The sequence below is a fragment of the Paenibacillus glycanilyticus genome (genome assembly GCF_051200795.1).
Taxonomy (GTDB): Bacteria; Bacillota; Bacilli; order Paenibacillales; family Paenibacillaceae; genus Pristimantibacillus; species Pristimantibacillus glycanilyticus.
Map to the genome: position 1 here is coordinate 5,935,760 of NZ_CP195155.1, position 21,529 is coordinate 5,957,288.

The 21,529-nt window shown below is 50.1% G+C and carries 18 protein-coding genes; 1 reads left to right on the forward strand and 17 read right to left on the reverse strand.

Translation table 11 applies throughout. From position 1 onward, the window contains the following. Position 1: 1 nt before the first annotated feature. From ACR9FF_RS26745 to ACR9FF_RS26795, 11 genes are all read right to left on the reverse strand, one after another. Positions 2 to 793: an NUDIX domain-containing protein gene (locus tag ACR9FF_RS26745; RefSeq protein ID WP_317981163.1), complete on the reverse strand. Its 792-nt coding sequence runs from the start codon at positions 791 to 793 to the stop codon at positions 2 to 4. A gap of 104 nt (positions 794 to 897) precedes the next feature. Then, the gene (locus tag ACR9FF_RS26750; protein WP_435166674.1) at positions 898 to 2,055 is read right to left on the reverse strand and encodes a GerAB/ArcD/ProY family transporter; all 1,158 of its coding nucleotides are present in this window, start codon (positions 2,053 to 2,055) and stop codon (positions 898 to 900) included. Positions 2,056 to 2,083: 28 nt separating this feature from the next. Then, the gene (locus ACR9FF_RS26755; protein ID WP_435166677.1) at positions 2,084 to 2,308 is read right to left on the reverse strand and encodes a hypothetical protein; all 225 of its coding nucleotides are present in this window, start codon (positions 2,306 to 2,308) and stop codon (positions 2,084 to 2,086) included. Positions 2,309 to 2,325: 17 nt separating this feature from the next. Next, complete coding sequence (locus ACR9FF_RS26760) at positions 2,326 to 3,507, reverse strand: Ger(x)C family spore germination protein (RefSeq protein ID WP_435166680.1); 1,182 nt, start codon at positions 3,505 to 3,507, stop codon at positions 2,326 to 2,328. Positions 3,508 to 3,519: 12 nt separating this feature from the next. After that, complete coding sequence (locus ACR9FF_RS26765) at positions 3,520 to 5,070, reverse strand: spore germination protein (protein WP_435166683.1); 1,551 nt, start codon at positions 5,068 to 5,070, stop codon at positions 3,520 to 3,522. A gap of 175 nt (positions 5,071 to 5,245) precedes the next feature. Then, complete coding sequence (locus tag ACR9FF_RS26770; RefSeq protein ID WP_435166686.1) at positions 5,246 to 5,647, reverse strand: hypothetical protein; 402 nt, start codon at positions 5,645 to 5,647, stop codon at positions 5,246 to 5,248. Positions 5,648 to 5,762: 115 nt separating this feature from the next. Then, positions 5,763 to 6,137: a VOC family protein gene (locus tag ACR9FF_RS26775; RefSeq protein ID WP_435166689.1), complete on the reverse strand. Its 375-nt coding sequence runs from the start codon at positions 6,135 to 6,137 to the stop codon at positions 5,763 to 5,765. A gap of 82 nt (positions 6,138 to 6,219) precedes the next feature. Further along, positions 6,220 to 6,642: a YciI family protein gene (locus ACR9FF_RS26780; protein WP_435166692.1), complete on the reverse strand. Its 423-nt coding sequence runs from the start codon at positions 6,640 to 6,642 to the stop codon at positions 6,220 to 6,222. Further along, a complete protein-coding gene (locus ACR9FF_RS26785) occupies positions 6,642 to 7,910 on the reverse strand; it encodes an RNA polymerase sigma factor (RefSeq protein WP_435166694.1) in 1,269 nt (422 codons plus the stop codon). The genes ACR9FF_RS26780 and ACR9FF_RS26785 overlap by 1 nt, the downstream gene beginning before the upstream one ends. Next, the gene (locus tag ACR9FF_RS26790; RefSeq protein ID WP_317981154.1) at positions 7,907 to 8,341 is read right to left on the reverse strand and encodes a YciI family protein; all 435 of its coding nucleotides are present in this window, start codon (positions 8,339 to 8,341) and stop codon (positions 7,907 to 7,909) included. The genes ACR9FF_RS26785 and ACR9FF_RS26790 overlap by 4 nt, the downstream gene beginning before the upstream one ends. A 71-nt stretch (positions 8,342 to 8,412) precedes the next feature. Then, positions 8,413 to 9,219: an alpha/beta fold hydrolase gene (locus ACR9FF_RS26795; RefSeq protein ID WP_435166698.1), complete on the reverse strand. Its 807-nt coding sequence runs from the start codon at positions 9,217 to 9,219 to the stop codon at positions 8,413 to 8,415. A gap of 150 nt (positions 9,220 to 9,369) precedes the next feature. Here ACR9FF_RS26795 and ACR9FF_RS26800 point away from each other — a divergent pair, with 150 nt between their 5' ends. Next, positions 9,370 to 9,789, forward strand: a complete 420-nt coding sequence (locus ACR9FF_RS26800) for a GNAT family N-acetyltransferase (protein ID WP_435166701.1) — start codon at positions 9,370 to 9,372, stop codon at positions 9,787 to 9,789. Positions 9,790 to 9,792: 3 nt separating this feature from the next. Here the strand turns inward: ACR9FF_RS26800 and ACR9FF_RS26805 are convergent, their stop codons facing one another. The 6 genes from ACR9FF_RS26805 to ACR9FF_RS26830 all read right to left on the reverse strand — a co-directional run bounded on the left by ACR9FF_RS26805 (position 9,793) and on the right by ACR9FF_RS26830 (position 21,461). After that, positions 9,793 to 10,254, reverse strand: coding sequence for a hypothetical protein (locus tag ACR9FF_RS26805; protein ID WP_435166704.1), 462 nt, complete (start codon positions 10,252 to 10,254; stop codon positions 9,793 to 9,795). 70 nt (positions 10,255 to 10,324) lie between these two features. Beyond that, positions 10,325 to 10,798: a Cys-tRNA(Pro) deacylase gene (ybaK, locus tag ACR9FF_RS26810; RefSeq protein WP_435166707.1), complete on the reverse strand. Its 474-nt coding sequence runs from the start codon at positions 10,796 to 10,798 to the stop codon at positions 10,325 to 10,327. 518 nt (positions 10,799 to 11,316) lie between these two features. Then, the gene (locus ACR9FF_RS26815; RefSeq protein ID WP_435166710.1) at positions 11,317 to 11,574 is read right to left on the reverse strand and encodes a hypothetical protein; all 258 of its coding nucleotides are present in this window, start codon (positions 11,572 to 11,574) and stop codon (positions 11,317 to 11,319) included. Positions 11,575 to 11,947: 373 nt separating this feature from the next. Further along, positions 11,948 to 12,634, reverse strand: a complete 687-nt coding sequence (locus ACR9FF_RS26820) for a hypothetical protein (RefSeq protein WP_435166713.1) — start codon at positions 12,632 to 12,634, stop codon at positions 11,948 to 11,950. Positions 12,635 to 12,722: 88 nt separating this feature from the next. Continuing rightward, the gene (locus tag ACR9FF_RS26825) at positions 12,723 to 13,172 is read right to left on the reverse strand and encodes an SMI1/KNR4 family protein (protein WP_435166716.1); all 450 of its coding nucleotides are present in this window, start codon (positions 13,170 to 13,172) and stop codon (positions 12,723 to 12,725) included. Positions 13,173 to 13,181: 9 nt separating this feature from the next. Further along, on the reverse strand, positions 13,182 to 21,461 hold the full coding sequence (locus ACR9FF_RS26830) for an RHS repeat-associated core domain-containing protein (protein ID WP_435166719.1): 8,280 nt from the start codon (positions 21,459 to 21,461) through the stop codon (positions 13,182 to 13,184). Between the last annotated feature and the right edge of the window lie 68 nt (positions 21,462 to 21,529).

The window sequence follows — 21,529 nt, forward strand, 5'->3', positions numbered from 1 at the left end:
TTTAGAAGTAGATCGACTCCAGAGGTTCTCCCTCTTTGAAACGGTACAAAATCGATGGTCGCTTGGAGTTTCTTGATGTGGTTTTGGCTTCGCCGTCGATTCGAACGACTTCGATAAACGGGAGGCGTTCGGCACGGTTCCGGAATGTCGAATACTTCGCTACCTTCGGACTGTCCGTAACGGTTAAGAGCACGCTTTGCAGCTCGCTTAACGTAAATTCCTGCGGCAGGAAGCTGCGCGCAACCGTCGAGAGCAGCATATCCTTTCGAATCATTTCGTAAGCATCCGCAATCACTTCGCGATGGTCAAAGGCAAGCTCCAGCTCTTTAATCTCCTCGATCGTAAAGAGCGCCACCTCCTCCGCATCGTCGGCGGCCTTGCGTTTCTCGAGATAATCCTCCGGTACAATCGCGTAATGGGCATTGGAGATGATCCATCCCCGCTTATCCCGGCCCAGCTTGTCATAGACCCCGTAATGCCGGATATGAATCCCCTCTACACCGGTTTCTTCGGACAATTCGCGCTTCGCCGCTTCGTAGGCAACCTCCTCGGGATCGATAAAACCTCCCGGCAGCGCCCACTTCCCGCCTTCAATATTCGGACTTCCTTCACGGTCATGCCGTGCCCGGCGGATCAGCATCAGCTTCATCGTCCGCTTCGGCGGCTTATTAGGCGCGATTGGCTCGCTAATGATCGTAAATACCGCTATATCGCTCGTATAGCCATCCGGTGTCCGGTATTTCTTCGGATCGTAATGGGCGAGGACTTCTTCTTCGGAGTTGTAACGGGCCATTCCTGTCACCTCAATAATATTTCATATTTCATGTTTTATTATTTATAGTGTCATATTAACATGATCCCGCGGAAGGAACAAGTGTTTTTTGGAAAATCATTCGCCTAATTTTTCTGCGGCTGTTGCTGCTGTTGTTGGCCCTGCGGTTGCTGTCCCTGCACCTTCGGCGGCTTCTGTTTAACAGCCATGATAAGAAATAGCATGATGAGCGGCAGAACAAGGAAAAAGGTCAAATCAAACCAAGGGTAATAATCAATCAGGATCTGATTGTAGGTTGTAATGTTTGGGGTCCCCACCACCGTGCAGACAAGCAGAATCATGCCAAGCGGAATAGTCAGCATCTTGCTCTCTTTCAACTGAAACACCTGTGCCAGACCGGAGGTCAACGTACAGAAGTGAATAAGCGTTTTGTAGAATACCGTGATGACCCACAAAAAGGCCATCACGGCCTCAATCCGCTCCAGGAAATGGCCAATCATAATTTTCTGGGCAAGCACAAAGGTCGGATAATACTTGGTCTCCATGAGAGCTGGACCTAACACGAGTACGCTAAGAAGAACAATAAGAAACAGGACAATGCCACCAGCTATAAATCCTTTCTGTATATGTTTGGTGAGCTTGCCGTTGCCTTCAACGTAAGGAACAAGCATAAGAAGCACAGCCATTTCGACAAATCCCGTACAATACGCGGGAAGCGCCCCGTTGATAATCGGCAAGAATCCCCTCGCCATAACAGGAAGCATATTGGGCCATTTAATCTGTGGCATCAGCAGAACGACAAGAAGCACAAACAGTCCCATCATGACCGGAAACAGTATTTCTCCCATTCTCGCATAAGCCTCAATGCCATAGCGGTAAGCGATAATAATGACAGCCCCGAAAAACAAAATAATCGCGTTAACCGGCGTTTCCGGCATTAATTGCAGCGTCATGAACTGACTCATCTCGCTAAGCAGCGTCAGGATGCACATAAACGACGAGAATATAAAAAGGAGGAAAAAGAAGCCCCCAAACCATAAGCCTAATCGTTGCCGGATGGCTTCATACAAACTTACCCGCTGCAGCCTGTTGGCAATAGCCGCGAATAACCCTCCCGTGAGAATACCGGCAAATAATGCAAGCAGCATCGAGAGCCATGCATCTTGTTTGGAGGAGGCGGCCGTAATCGTGGGCATAATCAGAATCGAGTCGCCAACGGTACCGATCATAATCAAAATCGTGAACTGTCTAACCGATATTTTCGCATTCGAGTAAATAGACATTTCGAACCTCCTCCTCCCTTCTTTTCCTCTAGAATGATTTTGAAGTCCCCATCCAGCGGAACATCCATTTGACAAGCATAAACGGGTTAGGGAGCGAAAGCTGAAGCATCAAAAGACTGTACAAAACCGTTCCGAACAGCAGAAGGACAAGGAATACAGAAAGCTCCCGGAATTGCTGACGGCGAATTAGCCCTGGACCCTCCAACCAAAAAGCGCCTGCCGCCAAAGCAAGAACCGCCAATACGGATGTCATTCGATCCCCTCCCTTTCTTATCTGATCGTACTGTTCTCTATCGTGCCGGTATCCCGAATAAACATCTTAATTTTGTACGTCACCTTAAGCTGTGGAAAATACTCCTCACGCCACTGATCCTTTACCCGATTCCAGTAGGCGGGATGCTCCTTCTCCATCTGGGTGCCAAAGCCGAAAATATCCGACTTTAATTCCTTGGCCCGCTGGACGGCGGCTTCCACATTGCCCAGGATGGCTTGCTTGGTCTGACCCTCCAGCTTCTTGATCGTATCGGGATTGGACAGATCAACGTCCGTGCACGTTCTCTCGACGATATTCCCTTCCGTTCGGATCGATACCTCAACCTCTGGATTTCCGTTTACTACCTTGGTTTTGATTTTAGAGTTCGAGGAAGTCACTTCAACTCCTAAATATCGCTGTTCCCCGCATGGTACAGCGATCGAAGTACTATCCAGATTATTCGTAATATCGGTATAGCCCCTGCTCTCCTTCTCGTTCAGCCAGCCAATCAGCCTGTCTTCCTTAAAAGCTGCAATGCCCGAATATCGGAAGCGGCTTGGCGGCAAAAACTTTTCTACGTTTTGTTTCGTTTCCCCGACTGCGGGGCTGCCGATGACCCGTATGCCGGTTAACGCAATCTCGCTTCCTTGCGAAGAAAGCTTGTTTATCGCTTCGTCCAGCGTTACGGCAATAGTAGGCGCCCAGTTTCTCTCCGAGGTCTGCAGCGACTGCTGCATGCTGTAGCTAGGCAGCTTCTCTACGGGCGTATATAGCTTAAGAACATTCTCCGCTTTCGTTCCTTTGGCCACGATAATATTAAAATCCATTCTTGCTTCGTTATCGCGGGCAACATTGTCAATGATTTCGTTTATGCCTCTTCTTGCCGCTTCTTCTCCAATGACATAAATCTGCAAATGCCCGGCATATACTTTGCGCGGCGCTTCCGCCGTAACCGCTCTTGCCGCTTCGAACAGCGTTTTCCCTCTCCCTTGAAACAATGTACTTGGAGGACGGTCGCCTCTTTTTTGCTGATTGGAGATTTCGCTCGGGTTAACGACTTGAAACGACACGAGATAATGTCCGTCCTCCCAATCTACCCCAACGCCAAGCACAATCAGAAGTTCGTTCAGCTCCCGCCTGCTCCAGCAGCCGGTTAGCATAAGAAGGCATAACATCGAAATGGCAAATTTGTAGAGCATGATGTCGGCCTCCTAATTCTTTCGAATTCTGCTCGAGTCGGTTTTAAGAGAGGTTTCCGGTCTTTTGAACATAAGCCATCTAGGCAAGCGGAATAAGGCATCCTGCATATCCGTTTTTATAAATGGCGACAACGGTGCCATAAACGGCTCTCCGAAGGAACGCAGCGCGCACAGATGGAGCATAAGGACAAAAAAGCCCATTATGATGCCAAAGAGCCCAAAGCTTGCCGCCACGCCCATAAAGGCAAACCGGAGAATGCGCACCGGTATCGACATGCTGTAGGCCGGAAGCGTAAACGTGGAGATTGCTGTAATAGACACCACGATAACCATTGCCGCGGACACGATTCCCGCCTCTACCGCCGCCTGGCCGATTACAAGCGTACCCACGACAGATACGGCTTGACCAATCGCGCGCGGCATTCGAAGACCCGCTTCCCGCAGAATCTCGAACGTAATTTCCATAATCAGCGCTTCGAAAAAGGCCGGAAACGGTACGCCTTCCCGTTGCGCCGCTAGAGAAATAAGAAGCGACGCGGGCAGCATATCCCGGTGAAACGTCGTAATGGCGATATACAGAGACGGGAAAAGAAGCGAGATAAAGACGCTTCCGAACCGCAAGATACGCAATAAGCTGGCATAGAAGGTACGCTGGTAATAGTCCTCCGTCGATTGAAAAAAAGTAACCATTTGGGTAGGCGCAATCAGAACGTTAGGCGTCCCCTCTACAAGAATGGCTACTCTCCCTTCCAACAGCTGGCCCGCCACATTATCCGGCAGCTCGGTATTAAATATCGTAGGGAACAAGGACCATTTGTTATCCTCAATTAGTTCCTCGATATAGCCGCTGTCGAGAATGCCGTCGATTTTGATTGCGCTCAGCCGATCGCGAACCAACTGAAGAACATCCGGCTTCGCAAGCCCATTTATATACATAAGAGTCACATCGGTTTTGGTCATATGACCAATGGTGACCGTCTCCATCCATAAACGCGGGTCCTTGATCTTCCGCCGAATGAGCGAAGTATTGGTTCGGAGCGTCTCGGTAAAGCTTTCCCGTGGCCCCCGAATAGACGTCTGGTTTGTGGATTCCGTAACTTCTCGGCCCTTCCACTCCCGGATGTCCGCACAGTAAGCATACTGATGCCCTCGCAGCATTATGATGGCTTGGCCGGACAACAAATTTTTGTAAAGGGAGCCAAGGTCGGTTACGGTTCGGACCGGCCCCATGCCGTTCAGCAGCTTTTTCGCAAGAGAACCCGCATCCAGCGTCATCATGTCCTCCCCGTCATAGCGGGGCAAGGAATAGTCCAGCACATCAAATATATATTGGTTAATGGCCATCGCGTTTGACAGTCCGTCGATATAGACGACCGCCGCAGCCGCCGTTTTTATCCCTTCATTGTGGATCTGCCGCATAATGAGATCATCGCTGCCGCCCATATCGCGTTTAAGCCGTACTAAATTATTTTCAACCGAAGGATCGATCGGTATATTGGCGTACTCGGGGAGCATTTGGTTGTCATTGGAGCTCGAACGATTCGTGAACAGTTGCCGATGCATAAGCGAGCTACCTCCAGGATGAAAAGTCTGTTCTTCCCATTATGACCATCCGCGGAGGGTGGTTAAACTTGGACACGGGCAGAAAAAAAGAGCAGGAAAAGCGATCAGCTTTTCTTGCTCCAACTATTTTTATACAGTCCCGTGACCGTCAGCTCTACCGTCCCGGTCTCCCTACTCATTCTAAACGGCTTCCTCCCAATATCTCTTCCACGGGTACGGCTTTGACGTATTGACCGGGCCTCATCTCAACGGCAATGCCGGACTCTACGGGAACCCCCGTAATCCGATAGAGCGCGGTCCCTTTTTTGTAATAGTTGGAGGATTCGCCTGGCTCATTAAACTTTTCTTCAGTCAGATAATGTTTAATTTCTCCCAACTTCCCGTCTACCGACTCTACCTTCTCTTCCGTGCCAACATATATGCCTTCCTGAATTTTTATCATCCGGTCCGCCACCCAGCTAGCCGAGCTTACCGTTTTCTCTTCCGGAGGAGTACTCCCTCTATTGTTTCCGTTTCCGTTCCCGCAGCCCCCTAGCAATAAAACAACCGCCAGCATAAGAGTTATGCCTAATTTCACTAGAAATTCCTCCCTTATCCACTTATACCTACAACGTGACCAGGGATTGAGAAGTTGCTTATTCCCGCAAAATAAAAGCCCTGATGATCGAAGACCACCAAGGCGGGCATATCGTTTATTTCCGTTCCATTACCGAAAAATAATTGTCTTCTTCATCCGCGAAGTTAAATACCCGGCCGAAAGGCAGCTCAACAAGCTCGCCTACCGTTACATTCTTGTTCTTGAATTCGCTGTACAGCTCATCCAGCTTGTCGGAGAAGAACATTAACGATGGCGTGCCGAGGTTTACTCCAAGCGACATTTTGGCAACTACTTCTTTATCATGCAGAATAATGGAGGTCTGCGCGCCTTCCGGAGCAAGCTCTATCCACTTCTGGCCCATGGCTTCTTCCTCGGCTATTACTTTAAAACCAGCTTTTTCCGTCCAAAATACCCGCGCTTTTTCCTGATCGTTCACGTACAGCATCACTTGTCCAAGCTGATTAATCATTGATTTCTACACTCCTTAGAGTAGAGTAATTGCCAAGCCTTATATTACCACAAACGACGGTCCGCTAACATGCCGGCAGGTCCTACAGCTGCAAGTAATTTTTCAGTTCCAGCTCCATGGCAGCCTGTCTTGCATCGCGTGGTTGCTCTAGCCGCTCTTCAAGCCTGCGAAGCTCAATGCCATAGGCGCCTTGCCCCGCCGGAACCGGCATGCGCAGCGCCCACTGCAGAGCCTCTTCTTCCGTATCGACATCCATTAAGATATACCCCGCAAGAAGACCCTGGTCTATTGAAAAAGGACCCGGCCAGACCTCCGCCTCGCCGCCGCCTGTCGGATAGTCGACTCTTAAACCGGCCGAGCTTGGCTGCAGCTCTTCATGAGCAAGAAATACGCCGGCTTGTTTAAGCTCGTGCCGGTATAACCGCATTTTTGCCGCGTATTCCCTGCTTGTACCAATACCCGCTTCGGTAAACCCGGACGCCTTCACCATCATTAAATAACGCATTATACCTGCCCTCCTTCCTGCCTGCATGCTGCCGCCCGCTTCAGCAATAACGCCTGCTCCTTTTCATTGCGGGTCATCGCGACCGCGCGTTCAAACTCAACCGCGGCTTCTTCATAACGGCCAAGCTTCTCGAGCAGATCCCCCCGAACGCTAGGCAGCAAGTGGTATCCCGCTAGCGAAGGCTCGGCGTAAAGGGCATCTACAAGCTGCAGGCCATAGGCCGGGCCAAAAGCCATTCCGATCGCAACGGCGCGGTTCAATTCCACAATTGGAGACGGCATCTGTCTCGAGAGCGCTTCGTAAAGCGCGGCAATCCGAATCCAATTGGTATCCTCCGGCGTACGCGCCACCGCATGACAAGCCGTGATTGCGGCCTGGAGCGCATACGGACCAAGTGTTCTGCCCAGCTTTTGCGCCCGTTCCAACGCAGTAAGCCCGCGGCGGATCAGCAGCTGATCCCATAACGCACGGTTTTGATCCATTAGAAGGATAGGCTCACCTTGTGCATTCACGCGGGTTTTGAGTCTTGAGGATTGAAGCTCCATCAAGGCGACCAGCCCATGGACCTCCGGTTCTCCCGGTACAATGGCGGCAAGTACTCTTCCGAGCCTAAGCGCTTCCTGGCATAAAAGCGGGCGCGTCCAGTTCTGTCCGGAGGTAGCCGAATACCCCTCGTTAAACATCAGGTAGATCACTTCAAGAACAGCGGATAACCGCTCTTCAAGCTCTTTGCCGACCGGCACCTCGAACGGGACCTTCTCCGCATTCAGCGTACGCTTCGCCCGGACGATCCGCTGGGCAACCGTAGACTCCGCGATAAGAAAGGAACGGGCAATTTCATCGGTTGTGAGGCCGCATAATAAACGCAGCGTCAGCGCGACTCTTGCGTCCTGCGACAATACCGGATGGCAGGTCATAAAGATGAGCCGCAGCAGATCGTCTTCAATCTCCCCGTCCAGAGCCCGATCAACATCGTCCTCGGTAAAGAGTTCTATTTCCCGGGCTATTTCGACGTATTTCTGATCCTGCAGCTTGTTGCGCCGCAGCAGATCCAACGCCCGGCGCTTCGCCGTAGTCATGAGCCAGGCACCCGGTTTCTCCGGAATGCCCGTTTCGGGCCAGCGATCGAGCGCGATGACAAGCGCATCCTGGGCAATATCCTCGGCTAGCCCGACGTCACGAACGATCCGCGTTACGCCTGCGATTATCTTAGGCGACTCCATTCGCCATATCGTTTCGATGGTGCGATGCGTTTGGGAGACGCTCACGCGTTTCTTGTCTCCTCGATCTGCTTGCGAAGCGCTTCCTCTCTTGCAATCGATTCCGGATCCCCCATCAGCTCTTCAAGCTCAAATACTTGGCGAAGCTCAATCTCGCCTTGGCCGTAGCCATGCGGATCCGGCATGCGGAGTGCCCACTCGACAGCCTCCTCTCTTGATTTCACTTCGATTAACGTGTAACCGGCGATCATTTCTTTTGCCTCCGTAAAAGGACCGTCGACTACCTTCGGCTTGCCCCCTGGCTCCGGATAAGAAATCCGGATGGCACTTGCACTGGAATGCAGTCCGTCGGCGGCGAGCAATACGCCTGCTTTTACAAGCTCCTCGTTGTACTTTTGCATAGCGTCAATCAGCTCCTGGCTTGGCAGAACGCCTGCTTCCGAATCCGTGGTTGCTTTTACGATCATCATAAATCTCATTGTAATTCCCTCCTGGTATTGGTATTGTTCTTATCTCTTCTCTTGCCTTATTGCCATTACCTGCCTGAAAACTAAACCGCAAAGAAAGAAGTAAGCTCTTGCGCGATTTTGTCCGTGTGCAGCTTTTTCGTGTGTCCAAGACCTTTCTTGCTGATCAGCTTCGCGTTAGGCAATACCTGTGCCGTCTGCTGCGCCGCGTGTCGCAAGGATAAAGGGCTTTCCGTACCTTCCAGCACGACGGTTGGAACAGCAACGCCTCGCCATTTGTCTCGCGGCAGCGATTGACCGTTCATATAGCTCTTGAGCAAAGCCGCGTCGTAAGGAAGCGTGTGCGCAACCGCCATCAGCCTCGACCATACGCCGGGCATCATTCTCATCATCGGGATAACGAAGGAAGGGGCCCCCATGCCTTTAGTCATAAAATATTTGATCGCCTCCGCGCGCCGATCGGCTTTAATCAGCTTGCCAACCTGCTCGGTAAAATCGCTTGGCGGCTTCCGGTCCTCCGCTTTCACGATAAACGGCGGTTCATGCAGCGCCAGCCTTGTAATGCTGGAGCCGCTTGCTGCCGCTTCGAGCGCAAGCACCGCTCCTGAGGATAATCCCCATACATAAGCGGAACCGCCTGCTGCTTCAATAATCGCGTTCAAATCCTCGATCTCCCGTTCGATCGCATAAGAGGAAGCATCTCCGCTGTCGCCGCGGCCGCGCCGGTCATAATTGTAGACGGTGTAACGGCCGGACAACGCATTCGCAAGCTCCACCTGCCCCGGGAACTTCCGGTAGCTGAACGCCCCCGCTACCAATACGAGCGCCGGGCCGCTCCCTGTTTTATCGTAAGCAATTTTGGTGCCGTCCTTCGAGATCACTGTGTTCATGTCATTCTCTCCTAACCATTGTTTTTGTGCTTCTTACTATAACGACGAACGCCAGACGGGGTAATCGACATCGGTTATAAAAAATTTGAAAAAGTTTTTCGGCAGGGAAATTGAGGCCGTTAACGAATCGTTCTCATGAGGTGATTGAGGATGAGCGAATTAACAATACGGATAGGCTGTGAAGCGGATTTGGAGCTGCTTGCCGGGCTGAACAAACAGCTTATCGAAGATGAACGTCATGATAATGCCATGACCGTAAGCGAGCTTCTGGAGCGAATGAGGCATTTCATGAGGACCGCATACAAGGCTTACCTGTTTGAGCAGGGTAATGCGCTTATCGGTTATGCTCTCGTTGACCATACAAGGCAGCCCTTGTATGTACGGCAGTTCTTTATCTGCCGGGACCAGAGGCGGAACGGCTTTGGGAAATTGTTGTTCGGGAAGCTGGCCGCTCTATTAGACGCGGACCAGCTTGATATAGAAGTGATGTACGGGAACGAAGCCGCTTATGCGTTCTCGCGGTCGCTTGGCTTCAAGGAGAGAAGCATCTATATGAGGCTGGAGCGTTAGCTCTTAGAAGGAGTCGCTTCCGCAAACCACAAGGTTAAATGAGCCTAATTGCGGCATCACGGTCCGTTCCTCGCGGTTGGTCAACGCGCAAACTTGCCCCGGCTTATAACCTTCCCGTAGCACGAAAACAGCTGGTACCGTAATCGGCGGGCCATCCGCCTGAAACGTAAGCTCCGCGTGACCGCCGCATACGCAGCCATCGTCGTATTCGGCTTTGACCCGGGTATATTTCACTAACCGAAAAGGCTGGAGCTTCCGCAGACTCTCTTGGTCAAGGGGCTCTCCGAATAATCGGACTGCTTCATCGTATCGTTGATACTGGACAGCCTTGAAAAAACGCGCGGTACTAAGCTCCGCTTTCCATTTCTGCAACTCTACCTTTCCGTAATAACCGAGTAACAGCACGATCCAAGTCAATAAAATGAACAACACAATAAAACTGCCAAGCCTTCCAATTATCTTCATCCTGGGTCACCATCCATTATCCGACAAGTATAGTCCTAGACTTGCCGGATTAAAGGACATTCATCCCGCCTTAGTGCGCGATATCAACCAGCTTGCCTTCAGAAGCTGCGGCCAGATCGGCACCGCTCAGGAAGATCTGCAATCCGCGTTTTCCCGCGCTAATACTAATGAGCTCCATACCCATCACGGTTTCGTGCAAATAAAACGGGTAGCTCTTCTTCATTCCAAGCGGAGATACGCCGCCTCGGATATACCCCGTTAGGCCTTGAATTTCTTTTACCGCGACCATCTCTACTTTCTTATTGCCACTCACTTGAGCCAGGCTTTTCAAATTCAGCTCCTTATCTCCCGGGATGCAGGCCGCAATAACGCCGGTCTTATCTCCCCTCAGCACGAGGGTCTTGTAAAGCTGGTTAGAAGGAAGACCAACCTTTTCCGCAACGGTATCGACGTCCAGATGCTCCTCGTCCCACTCGTATTCGTGGAGCGTGTACTTAATATGTAAAGAGTCCAGCTTGCGGCAGGCATTTGTTTTGTTCGACATGATAAAAAACCTCAATTTCTTCATATAGTCATAGATTGACTATACCAAGGAATTGAGGTGGAAACCAAGCCTATTCGGCTGTTCCCTTTCACTCAGACAGCCGTCATGCTAACGAAACGTCATAACGTTATTTCACGCCAAATAGCTGTTTTCGAGATCTAACGAAACGTCGTAACGTTATTTCACTGGTTTAGGCTCAAACTAGCCATATTTGTCACAAATAGCGTGTCTGTGTTTCGTTAGAATTGCAGAAGGTAAGATTTCGAGCAAATAAGGTGTCTGAGTTTCGTTAGCGAACAAGCCAGGACAGGAGGTTCAGTTTCCGGAGCCGCTGAGCTTCTCCTTCAGCCGCCGGGCAAGCTCTTTGTCTTGCAGAAGATTGCGGTGGGTATTTTCCAGGTATTTCTGATGCTATGCACCATATCCGCCGTTTCTATGAAGTAAATGCTCAAAATCACATGATGCCCCGGCTGTGTATCCGAAGCCCATAGACCCTCCAACAGTCTGCTGATTTGCGATTAATATGCGTTAGATTCATTTATATTAGGATCTGTCTCAAGTTTAAACCTGGAGAATAAGAAGCCATCAGCAGGATTCAGCAATCGAATCGGATCGTATTCATCGTTTTTAGCTATCCCTATCAAACAAGCGGTACTTGTCACACTCCGAAACTCAACATTTCCCGTTGTTAACTCAGCTACTTTATTAATCAATACTTCTATTTTGACGGCAGCATCCGTAAAAATTGAACAATATAAATCGTTAATGTCTACCATGGGGTACATTCAATCTCCTTTACATGCCTGTGAGTGTTGCCGATCTCCTCCATAAGGAAACTACCAAAATTATTCCATGCAAGCTTCGGCTCCCCTTCTCCTTCAATATACTGATAAATGGGAGGGTCCATACCAAGTCTAAAATAAATTGACCTTATTCTACTCATTCCATGTAACATCTTCGGAAAAACCTCGGTATGATAGGGTCCATTATCATCACGCATCACTTAAACGATCATAACTATTTCTAATGTCTAATAATTTTCCCAATAAATCTTGTGACCCATTTGTATCTAAAAACAAATGATAGCGATCCAGTATATAATGCGTTCTTTGCTCAATGTTTAGATTATAAGCTTCTAATCCCCAAGCTTTAAGTTCCGATGCCTTCGCGGACACGTTCCCCTAAGCCGTTGTACATACGGGTGACAAGACCCCATGCATCGTACTCGTAACGAGCTGCTACTTTTCCGTTCTTGTCCGCCAGTGCCGTAACGTCGCCGTGTCCGTTGTACACGTACCAGAACGTCTGGCCTTCCATCGTAATAGTCAAAGGCCGATCATTCGCGTCATACGTATACGACTTCGTTACTTGACCGCTGCCGTCTCGCTCTTCGGTAATCGCCCACGTATCGCCTTTGTACGTGTAAGAGGTAACTTCCTGCGTTTCTCCCTTATGGTTGAAATCCGTTTTGCTGATCCGGCGTCCCAGCATATCGTAGGTGTATTTCTCGCCAAAACCATCCGGGAACGTTACCTTTGTCAACTGGCCAAGCGCGTTCCAATCGTATTTGCTGCGTTCGTCCGTCAGCAGGTTGCCTGCTTCGTCATAGGAATAGTCGTAATCCTCGTAACGGATCAGATTCTCGCGATGGACTAGCTGGTTACGGGCGTTATACGAATAATTCGTGCCGATTACCGTATATCCTTTACCAACCTGACGAATACGTTCGAACAGCTTTGTCTGTTCGCCCGGAGGAAGGTTGACTTCACCGTTAACAATGTTGTCGATGGCTGCCAAGAGATGGAATTTGAAAGAAGGGATAAAAGAAAACCACATCGAGCAAGTTCACTCGCATGTGGTTCCTTATTAGTTAATTACAACTCAAATTTGAAAACTGCACCAAGCTCAGTTTACATAAATAGCTTTATTTTTTAAGATTATTGTTTATTTCTTCTAAAAGAAAACTTTTGAAATCATGCCACACAATTCTCGGTTCTCCTTCTCCTTCAATATACTGATAAATTGGCGGCTCCTTACCTTCACTAAATCTGAAATAATTAAATTCATACCCTTGATGCATGCAAAATACAAAAGCATCTTCTGGTAAAGTAAAAGATTCCTCGTTATCTCTCAATAATTCCGTAGCTTCTTTAGTTAATTCCTTAATATTTTTGAAATAAATATCAGTACCTCTAAATAGCAATCCTGCGCCATGTCCTGCTATTTGTAAAAATTCTCTATAGTCTGGAGGGAATATGTGATTTATTTTAATTTCTAATTCTTTAATTTCGGACTCACTGCATCCTTTAATCTCGTGTAATTTTGCTATTCGAGATTCTAGTAGTACATTCACAAAATTAAAATCGTTTTTCATTTTTATTCCTCACCTTCCTGGCCCATGATCTACTACTATCTTTATTTTAGGGTACATATTCTTAAACTGTTGTATAACTCCCGAGCACGAAACACAAAAAGGTAATTCAGAGAACAAATAGATCTTACCGGTAGTATTCTTTTGTAATCTTGAAGCCAGATTCTCCAATATCTTAACCTCTGAATCTAAAGTACGCGAGTTATTTCCAGTAGAAATAGTAGTAAATATTCGTTGTTTTGGCACACCGACTGTTCCTGCTCTTTCTGCGTTGCCGCTAATTCCAATCAATTCTCCCTTGATGCCACTAAATTCATATTCAGCAAATGCAATATTCCTCTTACTACTAACATTATATATTTGCCTAATCTGATTTATTTTTTTTAATGATTCTTCAGTTGTTCGAATAACTGAGGTGGTCTTTGGCGTGCCTATAACCAAATTCTTAGCCCATGTCCAAGCTTTCTTAAACCCGCTGCCAGTGGTCTTTACAAGACTTGGAGTCTTAACCGCAACCCCACTAATACCAAAGGTTACAAAATTGAAACAATTGCTATCATAGTAACAACCAATGGTAGCATCTGAGATTCCTGAATGATCCCATGGAAGATAAAAAGCATTTTTAGGATACCATCTTCCTGTTTCTTTTCCAGCGTTATATGTCATTCTTCCAAAATTCAATGCATTGTTATCTGCCAAGTAGTATTGATTTCCTCCACGACCACTGCAATATCCAGGATGGGAGTAGAACTTACCCTTTACAGTAGCAGTGCACCATCTTCCAGTTGGATCACTATTAATCGCTGGATTATTCTCCACATACACATATTGATTCAAGCTCTGCGGCTGCTCTACTTCCCCTTCATACGTATCCTCAGAAATAAACCGTGCCAAGCGAGGATCATAGTATCGCGCTTGCAGGTAGTAATATTGCGTCTTCCTATCCCAATAGTAACCTGCGTAGCGGTAAGGGTTCTCTTTGACCAAGTCCGTTGTAATATCATCCGTTGGTTCGGTCTCTACAGTAGATAGTTCGGCTGACAGATCTACGCTTACTGTATCAGCAGCTGTATCAGCTTGTTCAGTGACGGTTGCTTCCGTTACAGCTTGAGTAGATGTAGCTTCCTGCACCGCCTTATCCTTTTTCGCTGCACCTTTACCATTGCCGTTCCCGTTGTTGTTACCATTACCCGGATGATAATCCGGCTCGGTGTTTCCACTCTCGTCCTCCGGACCTTGTACGGAGCCTGGGCTGCCGTTGCCGGTGCCAAGGTCGCCAATCCAGCCGATGCCTTCGCGGACACGTTCCCCTAAGCCGTTGTACATACGGGTGACAAGACCCCATGCATCGTACTCGTAACGAACTGCTACTTTTCCGTTCTTGTCCGTCAGTGCCGTAACGTCGCCGTGTCCGTTGTACACGTACCAGAACGTCTGGCCTTCCATCGTAATAGTCAAAGGCCGATCATTCGCGTCATACGTATACGACTTCGTTATTTGACCGCTGCCGTCGCGCTCTTCGGTAATCGCCCACGTATCGCCTTTGTACGTGTAAGAGGTAACTTCCTGCGTTTCTCCCTTATGGTTGAAATCTGTCTTGCTGATCCGGCGTCCCAGCATATCGTAGGTGTATTTCTCGCCAAAACCATCCGGGAATGTTACCTTCGTCAACTGTCCAAGCGCATTCCATTCGTATTTGCTGCGCCCGTCCGTCAGCAGGTTGCCTGCTTCGTCATAGGAATAGTCGTAATCCTCGTAACGGATCAGATTCTCGCGATGGACTAGCTGGTTACGGGCGTTATACGAATAATTCGTGCCGATTACCGTATACCCTTTACCAACCTGACGAATACGTTCGAACAGCTTAGTCTGCTCGCCCGGAGGAAGGTTGACTTCACCGTTAACAATGTTGTCGATGGCTGCCAAGAGATGCTCGATTTGACCTGTCTCGAACATCGTCGCCACTTCCGGAGTTATGGTTCCATCTTCCGCTGCTCCGAATGCAGCACCAAGCTTCTTGTAAAGGCCCAACTTCTTGCCGTTGCCATTCTCCAGCGCCTTCAACCAGCCACAGCCACCGCCGTTGTTGCCATTGTTATTGCCGTTTCCGTTGCCATTTCCATTACTATTGCCATGGCCATTTCCATTACTATTGCCATGACCATTCCCGTTTCCATTGCCGTTACCATTATTACCATTGCCATTTCCATTACCGTTGCCGTTGCCATTTCCATTTCCATTTCCATTACTGTTACCACTATTACCGTTACCATTGCCGTTGCCGTTGCCGTTGCCGTTGCCGTTGCCGTTGCCGTTGCCGTTGCCGTTGCCGGTATTACCATTACTGTTTCCGTTGCTGTTTCCGTTGCTGTTTCCGTTACCGTTGCCGGTATTGCCGTTGCTGTTTCCGTTTCCGTTGCCTTTGTCCGCTCCGCCGGAATTATCGTTCTTTGCAGCGTATTGACTTGGGCCGCTCGATAGACTCATTTGGCTCATGGAAGACAAGCTTGTCTTCTTCCCGTTGCCATTGCCATTCCCACTATTACCATTGCCGTTTCCGTTACCATTCCCGCTATTACCATTACCATTGCCGTTGCCGTTGCCGTTGCCGTTCGGCTCGCAAATGCCCGGGTTTCCTGCGTCGGGATTGGAAGGGTTGGAAGGCTTGGTATCCTTGCTTGGCTTCATGCCATACGATTCAAGAACCATCTGGACAAGCTCATCCGTTGTAATAACCTTGTTCTTGTCTTCTGCTGCACCTTGAATGATCGCTTTGCGGATGGTACGGTTGCCCGCTCCGTCATATTGATAGACAATGACATCGCCATCCGGAGTTTCTACCCGCTCCAGCTGTTCTCTGTTGTTATACGTATATCGGCTGTTATCGCCTTGCTCTTTAACGCCGGTAATGAACTCGCGAGCGTTATACGCATACTGGCTGTCGTGCAAGGATGCGCCTGCGCTTGTCGTGTTCTGCGAACCGATCAGATGACCCGGCTTGTAATCGGTAGCGGTAACGGTGCCGTTCGGATATTTCACCGAGGTGACGTAACCATCCGCATCGAATTGGTATTCATATTTGTACCCTTTGCTATCGGTATAACCTGTCGGGTATCCTCCTGCATCGTACGTATACTCGGTACGGACACCGTTAACGATTTCTGCTTCCTTCTCGCCGTTGGCATTATACTCGTATACGACATGGTCGCCATTCGGGTATACCGTTTCTTTCAGCTGGTTGTTGTCGTAATAGCTGTAAGTGATCGTTCCGTTCTTATCGGTACGGGTCAGCATATTGTCTGCTTTATCATAGGTGTAGGCGTACCAGGTACCATCGCTGTACTCTTCCCGAATCTTGCGGTTCATGAAGTCATATTGATACTTCGTCGTCAGGCCGCCCGGCTTCTTCTCCTCAAGCAGGTTGCCATTCGGGTCATATTGATATTCGAAAACATCCTTGCCGTCCTCCGAACGGACAACGACCTTCTGCAGACGTCTGCCAAGCTCGTCATAGTTGTAAGTCGTCAGCTGGCTGTTGCCATCCTGCTGACTGGTCCGGTTCAGCTCCGCATCATACGTGTAGGAGGTTTTTAGACTGCCTGATCCGGATTGCGGCTCCTCGATGGATGTCAGGCTGTCCCGCTCATCATAATCGTAGTGAACCGTACCATATACCGGGCGAACCTCTTCCAGCTTGTTGCCGGCGGAGTCATACCGATAGCTGAACGGACCGCCGCTAGGCGATTGCTCTGCCGTTAAGCGTCCTTCGGTATCGTAATCATATTTGGTCGCTTCGCCGAGACGATTGTATTCGGTCTCCGTCCGGCCATCCAGATCCAGCTTGAAGCGCTGCGTACGCCCAAGCGCATCCTTCTCCTCGAGCAGGTTGCCGCGATAATCGTACTTCCACTCCGTATCCCGGCCAAGCGGACGGCGCTCTGCCGTAACAAATCCGGCAGGGCTATATTCCGCTTTGGTCCACTGGCCGACCGCATCCTTCTCCAGCACCTGCTGACCCTCTGCATCATAAGCATAGGTTGTCGGATGACCATTGCCGTCGATGGAAGCAATCATTAGGCCTCGAGGATCGTAGCTAAACGTACTCTCGATCGACTCTCCAGTCATCGACCCGCCATCGTAGTGAATCTCTTTGCTCAGCATTCCGTTCTTGTCATAGATCGAACGGATCAGATTGCCGTTAGGATCCTTTTCCAATACGACATTACCGGCCCCGTCATACACATACTGGCTGACTGCCGAAATATTCGCTTCATTAAGAGCCGTCGTTCCTGCTTTATAAGCAATGGATGCAACAAGGCGGCCTCCGGCATCATAGCGGCTCTCTTCGATATTGTTCAGACCATCGATCGACAGAACCGCCTGACCGGCTGTATTATAGACCGTCTGCGTCTGACTGCCGTCCGGCTGTTCCGTCTTCGTCTGTCTGCCCATTGCATCGTACGTATAAGATGTTGTCCGGTTTTCTACCGAACCACCGGCCTTGTTCTGCTCAACGCTATCCTTCATACGTCCGTGTTCGTCATAGCTGTACGTGGTAACAAGCCCCTCCGGTGAGGTCTCCTTGAGCAAATCCCCTTCCGGTGTATAGCTGTATAGAGTTGTTGCCCACTCGCTGCCATTTAACTGGCGCCGCTCTTCCTTTACATTACCCCACGCGTCATTCTTGAACGTAAATTTCTGAACGCTGCCTGAATCCGCATCAACTTCTTCCGTGCGTGCGGATTCACGGCCATAGACATCGACGGTGGAGACAATCTTCTGCCCTTCCTCATTCACGGACTCCGCAACATGGCCAAAAGCGTCATACCGGCTTGTCATAACATCGCCGGCCTCGGAGACGGATCGCACAACCTGTCCGGTCGTGTCGTATACCTCGGTACGCTCGTAACGGACTGCCTTACCGTTCTCATCAAGCGCAGGAGTGCTTGTCTTAACGGTCCGGCCCGAATAATGATACTCCGTTTTATTGCCGTTGCTGTCCGTCTCGCTCAACACCCGGCCAAGCTTGTCAAAGGCATATTGCCTTGTCTGAAGCACCTCATGCCCCGGATACAGGCTGTCCGACAGGCCTGCCGCAAGCATCGTCCCGTTCCACTCGGGAACGGGTCCGCCTGCCGTCACTTCTGCCGGCTGACCGTTCCCGTCATACACGGTTCGTGCCCATGATCCGTTCGGGTCCTTCCGCTCGATCTGGCGTCCGGCCGAATCGTACCGGTATGTCGTTACGACCTCTTGCATGCTCGAAGAGCTGGAGCGCGCAACGGACATATTGCCGGGGAACAGCGTCTGAATAAGCTGCTTCTCTTCGACAACCTGGTCCCAGCTGTCATACTTGTATTCCGTTCTTCCTCCGTCTGCCGCAACAACCGCGGACATACGTCCTGCCGCATCATATTCGGTTGTTGTGGTTTCGTTGCCCGGCGATACAACCGTACGCACCGGATCTCCAGCAACGTTATACGCCGTTTCGGTTGCTTCGCCGCGGGAATCCGTATGCTTGATCTCTAATCCCCGGCTATCGTACACATAGGATTCGGTAATGGTTCCTTCCGTTCCGTCAAGTGCCGTAATCTTGGACGTCAGCTGTCTGCCCATTCCATCATAGGTGTAGGCTGTAGACGTTAAGCCGTCCGATTGCTCAATAAGGTTGCCGCCGTCATCGTAAAGGTAGGTCGTTGTGAGCGTCTTCGACGTATCGCCTAGGTCACGCTGTACCTGCTTGGTCATCCGTCCCCACGGATCGTATTCGAAATCCTCTGATAGACCTTCCGGCGTCTCCCGATGCTTCAGCCAGCCTACGGCATTAAACACTTGGGTCGTTACCGCCTCATCTTCCGTTCCCGCATCCGTAATAATAAATTTATGATTGCCGTTCTGGTCATTCTCATAAGAGGTTGTTGTACCGTCGCTTGTTGCGAACCCATTGTCGTCATAGGTATAGTTAAAAACATTGCCGTTGCCGTCCGTTCTCTTAACCAATTCACCCTTGGCATTATACGTTTCAACGGTGCTGATGCTGGCCTCATCATTAACGCCAGCCGGATCAATGGCAGCCTGCGTTGTAGTACGGGTCAATATTTTCCGGTTATCCTTCTTATAGCTGATCACAATCCGGTGCCCGTTAGGTCCCGTCTCGCCTGTAGGATCCAGATCCTCATCGTAGGAGTAATTCACAATGCGGCCTGAAGGACTCTGCTCCGCCACGACCATATCCGCATCATTGTACCGGTAACGCGTTACGCGGTTCATCGGATCGGTCACGCGGATCAGATTGTTGCCGCTATAGGCATAAGACGTAGTTGCTTGTCTGTCTCCATCAACCGTCTTCACCGTCTCGACCATCTGCGTCGGATGGAGATACCGGTCCCAGCTCAGCTTATAGCTGCCGGATGGCTGCTGCACGGTTGCTTCATTCGCTCCATACGATACGCCGAGGAACTCCTCCGCCTGGTCCTGACTGCGGGTCATGCTGATGCGCTCAACCCGGTTCAACGCGCCGTATTTCCATGCGGTTGTAACGGATTCCTCCGTTGCCCCTTCTTCCTCGCGTATGTTATTGCCGTTATCGATCACTTTGACAACGCGGTGCAGGTCATCGTAGACGAAACGCGTAATCGTCTGGGAAGGCGCACGATAACCAACAAATTCGCCGGCTTTATTGTACATGAAGTAGAACTTGCGCTTCTCGCTGTCGATCTCATTGCCCAAACCGTCAATGTCGGCAATAATCGTCGAGCTCAGCGTATCCTTGCCCTTCTCGTAGTTGAAGGTCACAACGTCCTTTTGCTCGATATCGAATACTTTCTTGATCCGGTAATCGCTGCCGTAAGCCGTCGACACCTCTTCCCATTCGAAGGACATCTCCGTCGTATAGCGGTCCTGGATCAGCCAGAAGCGCCCGTCGTTATGGAAGCGGTAGCGCAGTTGGTCCGGCCATTCCATGATATAGGCGTCCTTGTCCGCGGAGCTTGAATCCGGATCAAACGTCAAGCTTGGAAAATGCTGCTTCTGTCCATTCGCATACGTGACATATTGGTTATTTCCGGCAGGCTCGAACCAATAGACGGTCCCGTCGAAGCCTGTCCATGTGATATTGCCTTTGTCCGGCCATTTGGTCAGCCGGGAATCCAGACTGAAGCTCCAGCCATAGCCCAGCTTTCCCTTGATCCGGTTCTGATGGTTATAGGTCAGATAGAAATTAAGATCCGTACCTGGGCGCTCCTGCGTGAACCCGTCAAAGCTCTGCAAGCCGTTGCCCGATGCCAGGTTAATCCGTACATTCTGTCCGGCTACCTGAGACTCTGCATAAGGAATGCTGTCCGCATCACCCGTACCGGTGACGAACGGATACAGCGGCAGCTCATCCTCGGTTACATTGCCCGCTGCATCCTCGACTTTAATATGAATCGTCTCGCCGCTTCCTGCCGTAATCGGCACCGCCGTTCCAAGAGGGAGCTCATCGCCAGTCCACTCCTTCGTCAGCTGCGCAGCGCCCGTAACCGACAGCTTCTTCACGCCGCTTACGGCATCTCTTACTTCTACCGCAACCTTCTGGCCGCCAAGCGGATGAATGGCGGCTATCTCCGGACCATTGCGGTCCAGGCGGATCATCTGCTTCTCCATCGAGTAGGCAGGCGCCTTCACGGGCTTCAGGACCGGTTCGCCGCCTTCTTCGGCCGGGGGCAGTTTAAAGGTTACCGTTGGCACGGTATCTGCCTTAAGCGTCCAGTAATAAACGCCGTCAGGAAGCAGGTTGCCGTCCGCATCCTTCCCGTTCCATACGATGCTGTTCTCGCCGCTTGTATCCTTCTTGCCGCCGGCGAGCGTATAGCTCTTCTTCGTTGCCAAATCTTCTACGGTTATCGTGACTTGATAACCGGCAGGAGGACTTTGCGGCTCGCCTTCCTGCGAGTCTATCCAACTGCTCAGGCTGTCTTTCCAGCTGAGCGTAATTTGTCCGGCTTGCTCATCAAACATCGCTTTCGTATCATTCATCTTTAGGCTCGAACCGCCCGATCCCGTGTGGTCTTCCCCAAGATCAGTCATGGCTTGTAATACCTGCTCGTTATTAAACGAATAATACAGCGGATTTTCCGTCTTGTTTGGCCCATCCGTCCAAGCCTGGCCGGAGTCATCGGCGCTTGTCCCTGTTGGAATCAGATCCGCCGCGAACTGACTTGTTACCTTCGCAGCTTCTCCCCATACGGTTGCCGGAGCCATCCCCAGCAATAAGGACACAATCAATACAATCGATATTCCCCGAACCTTCATTCTCTCTTCTCTCCCCGTCTAGTTGTCGACACGAAAAAAAGCCGCAACGCCAAAATAGGCGTGCGGCT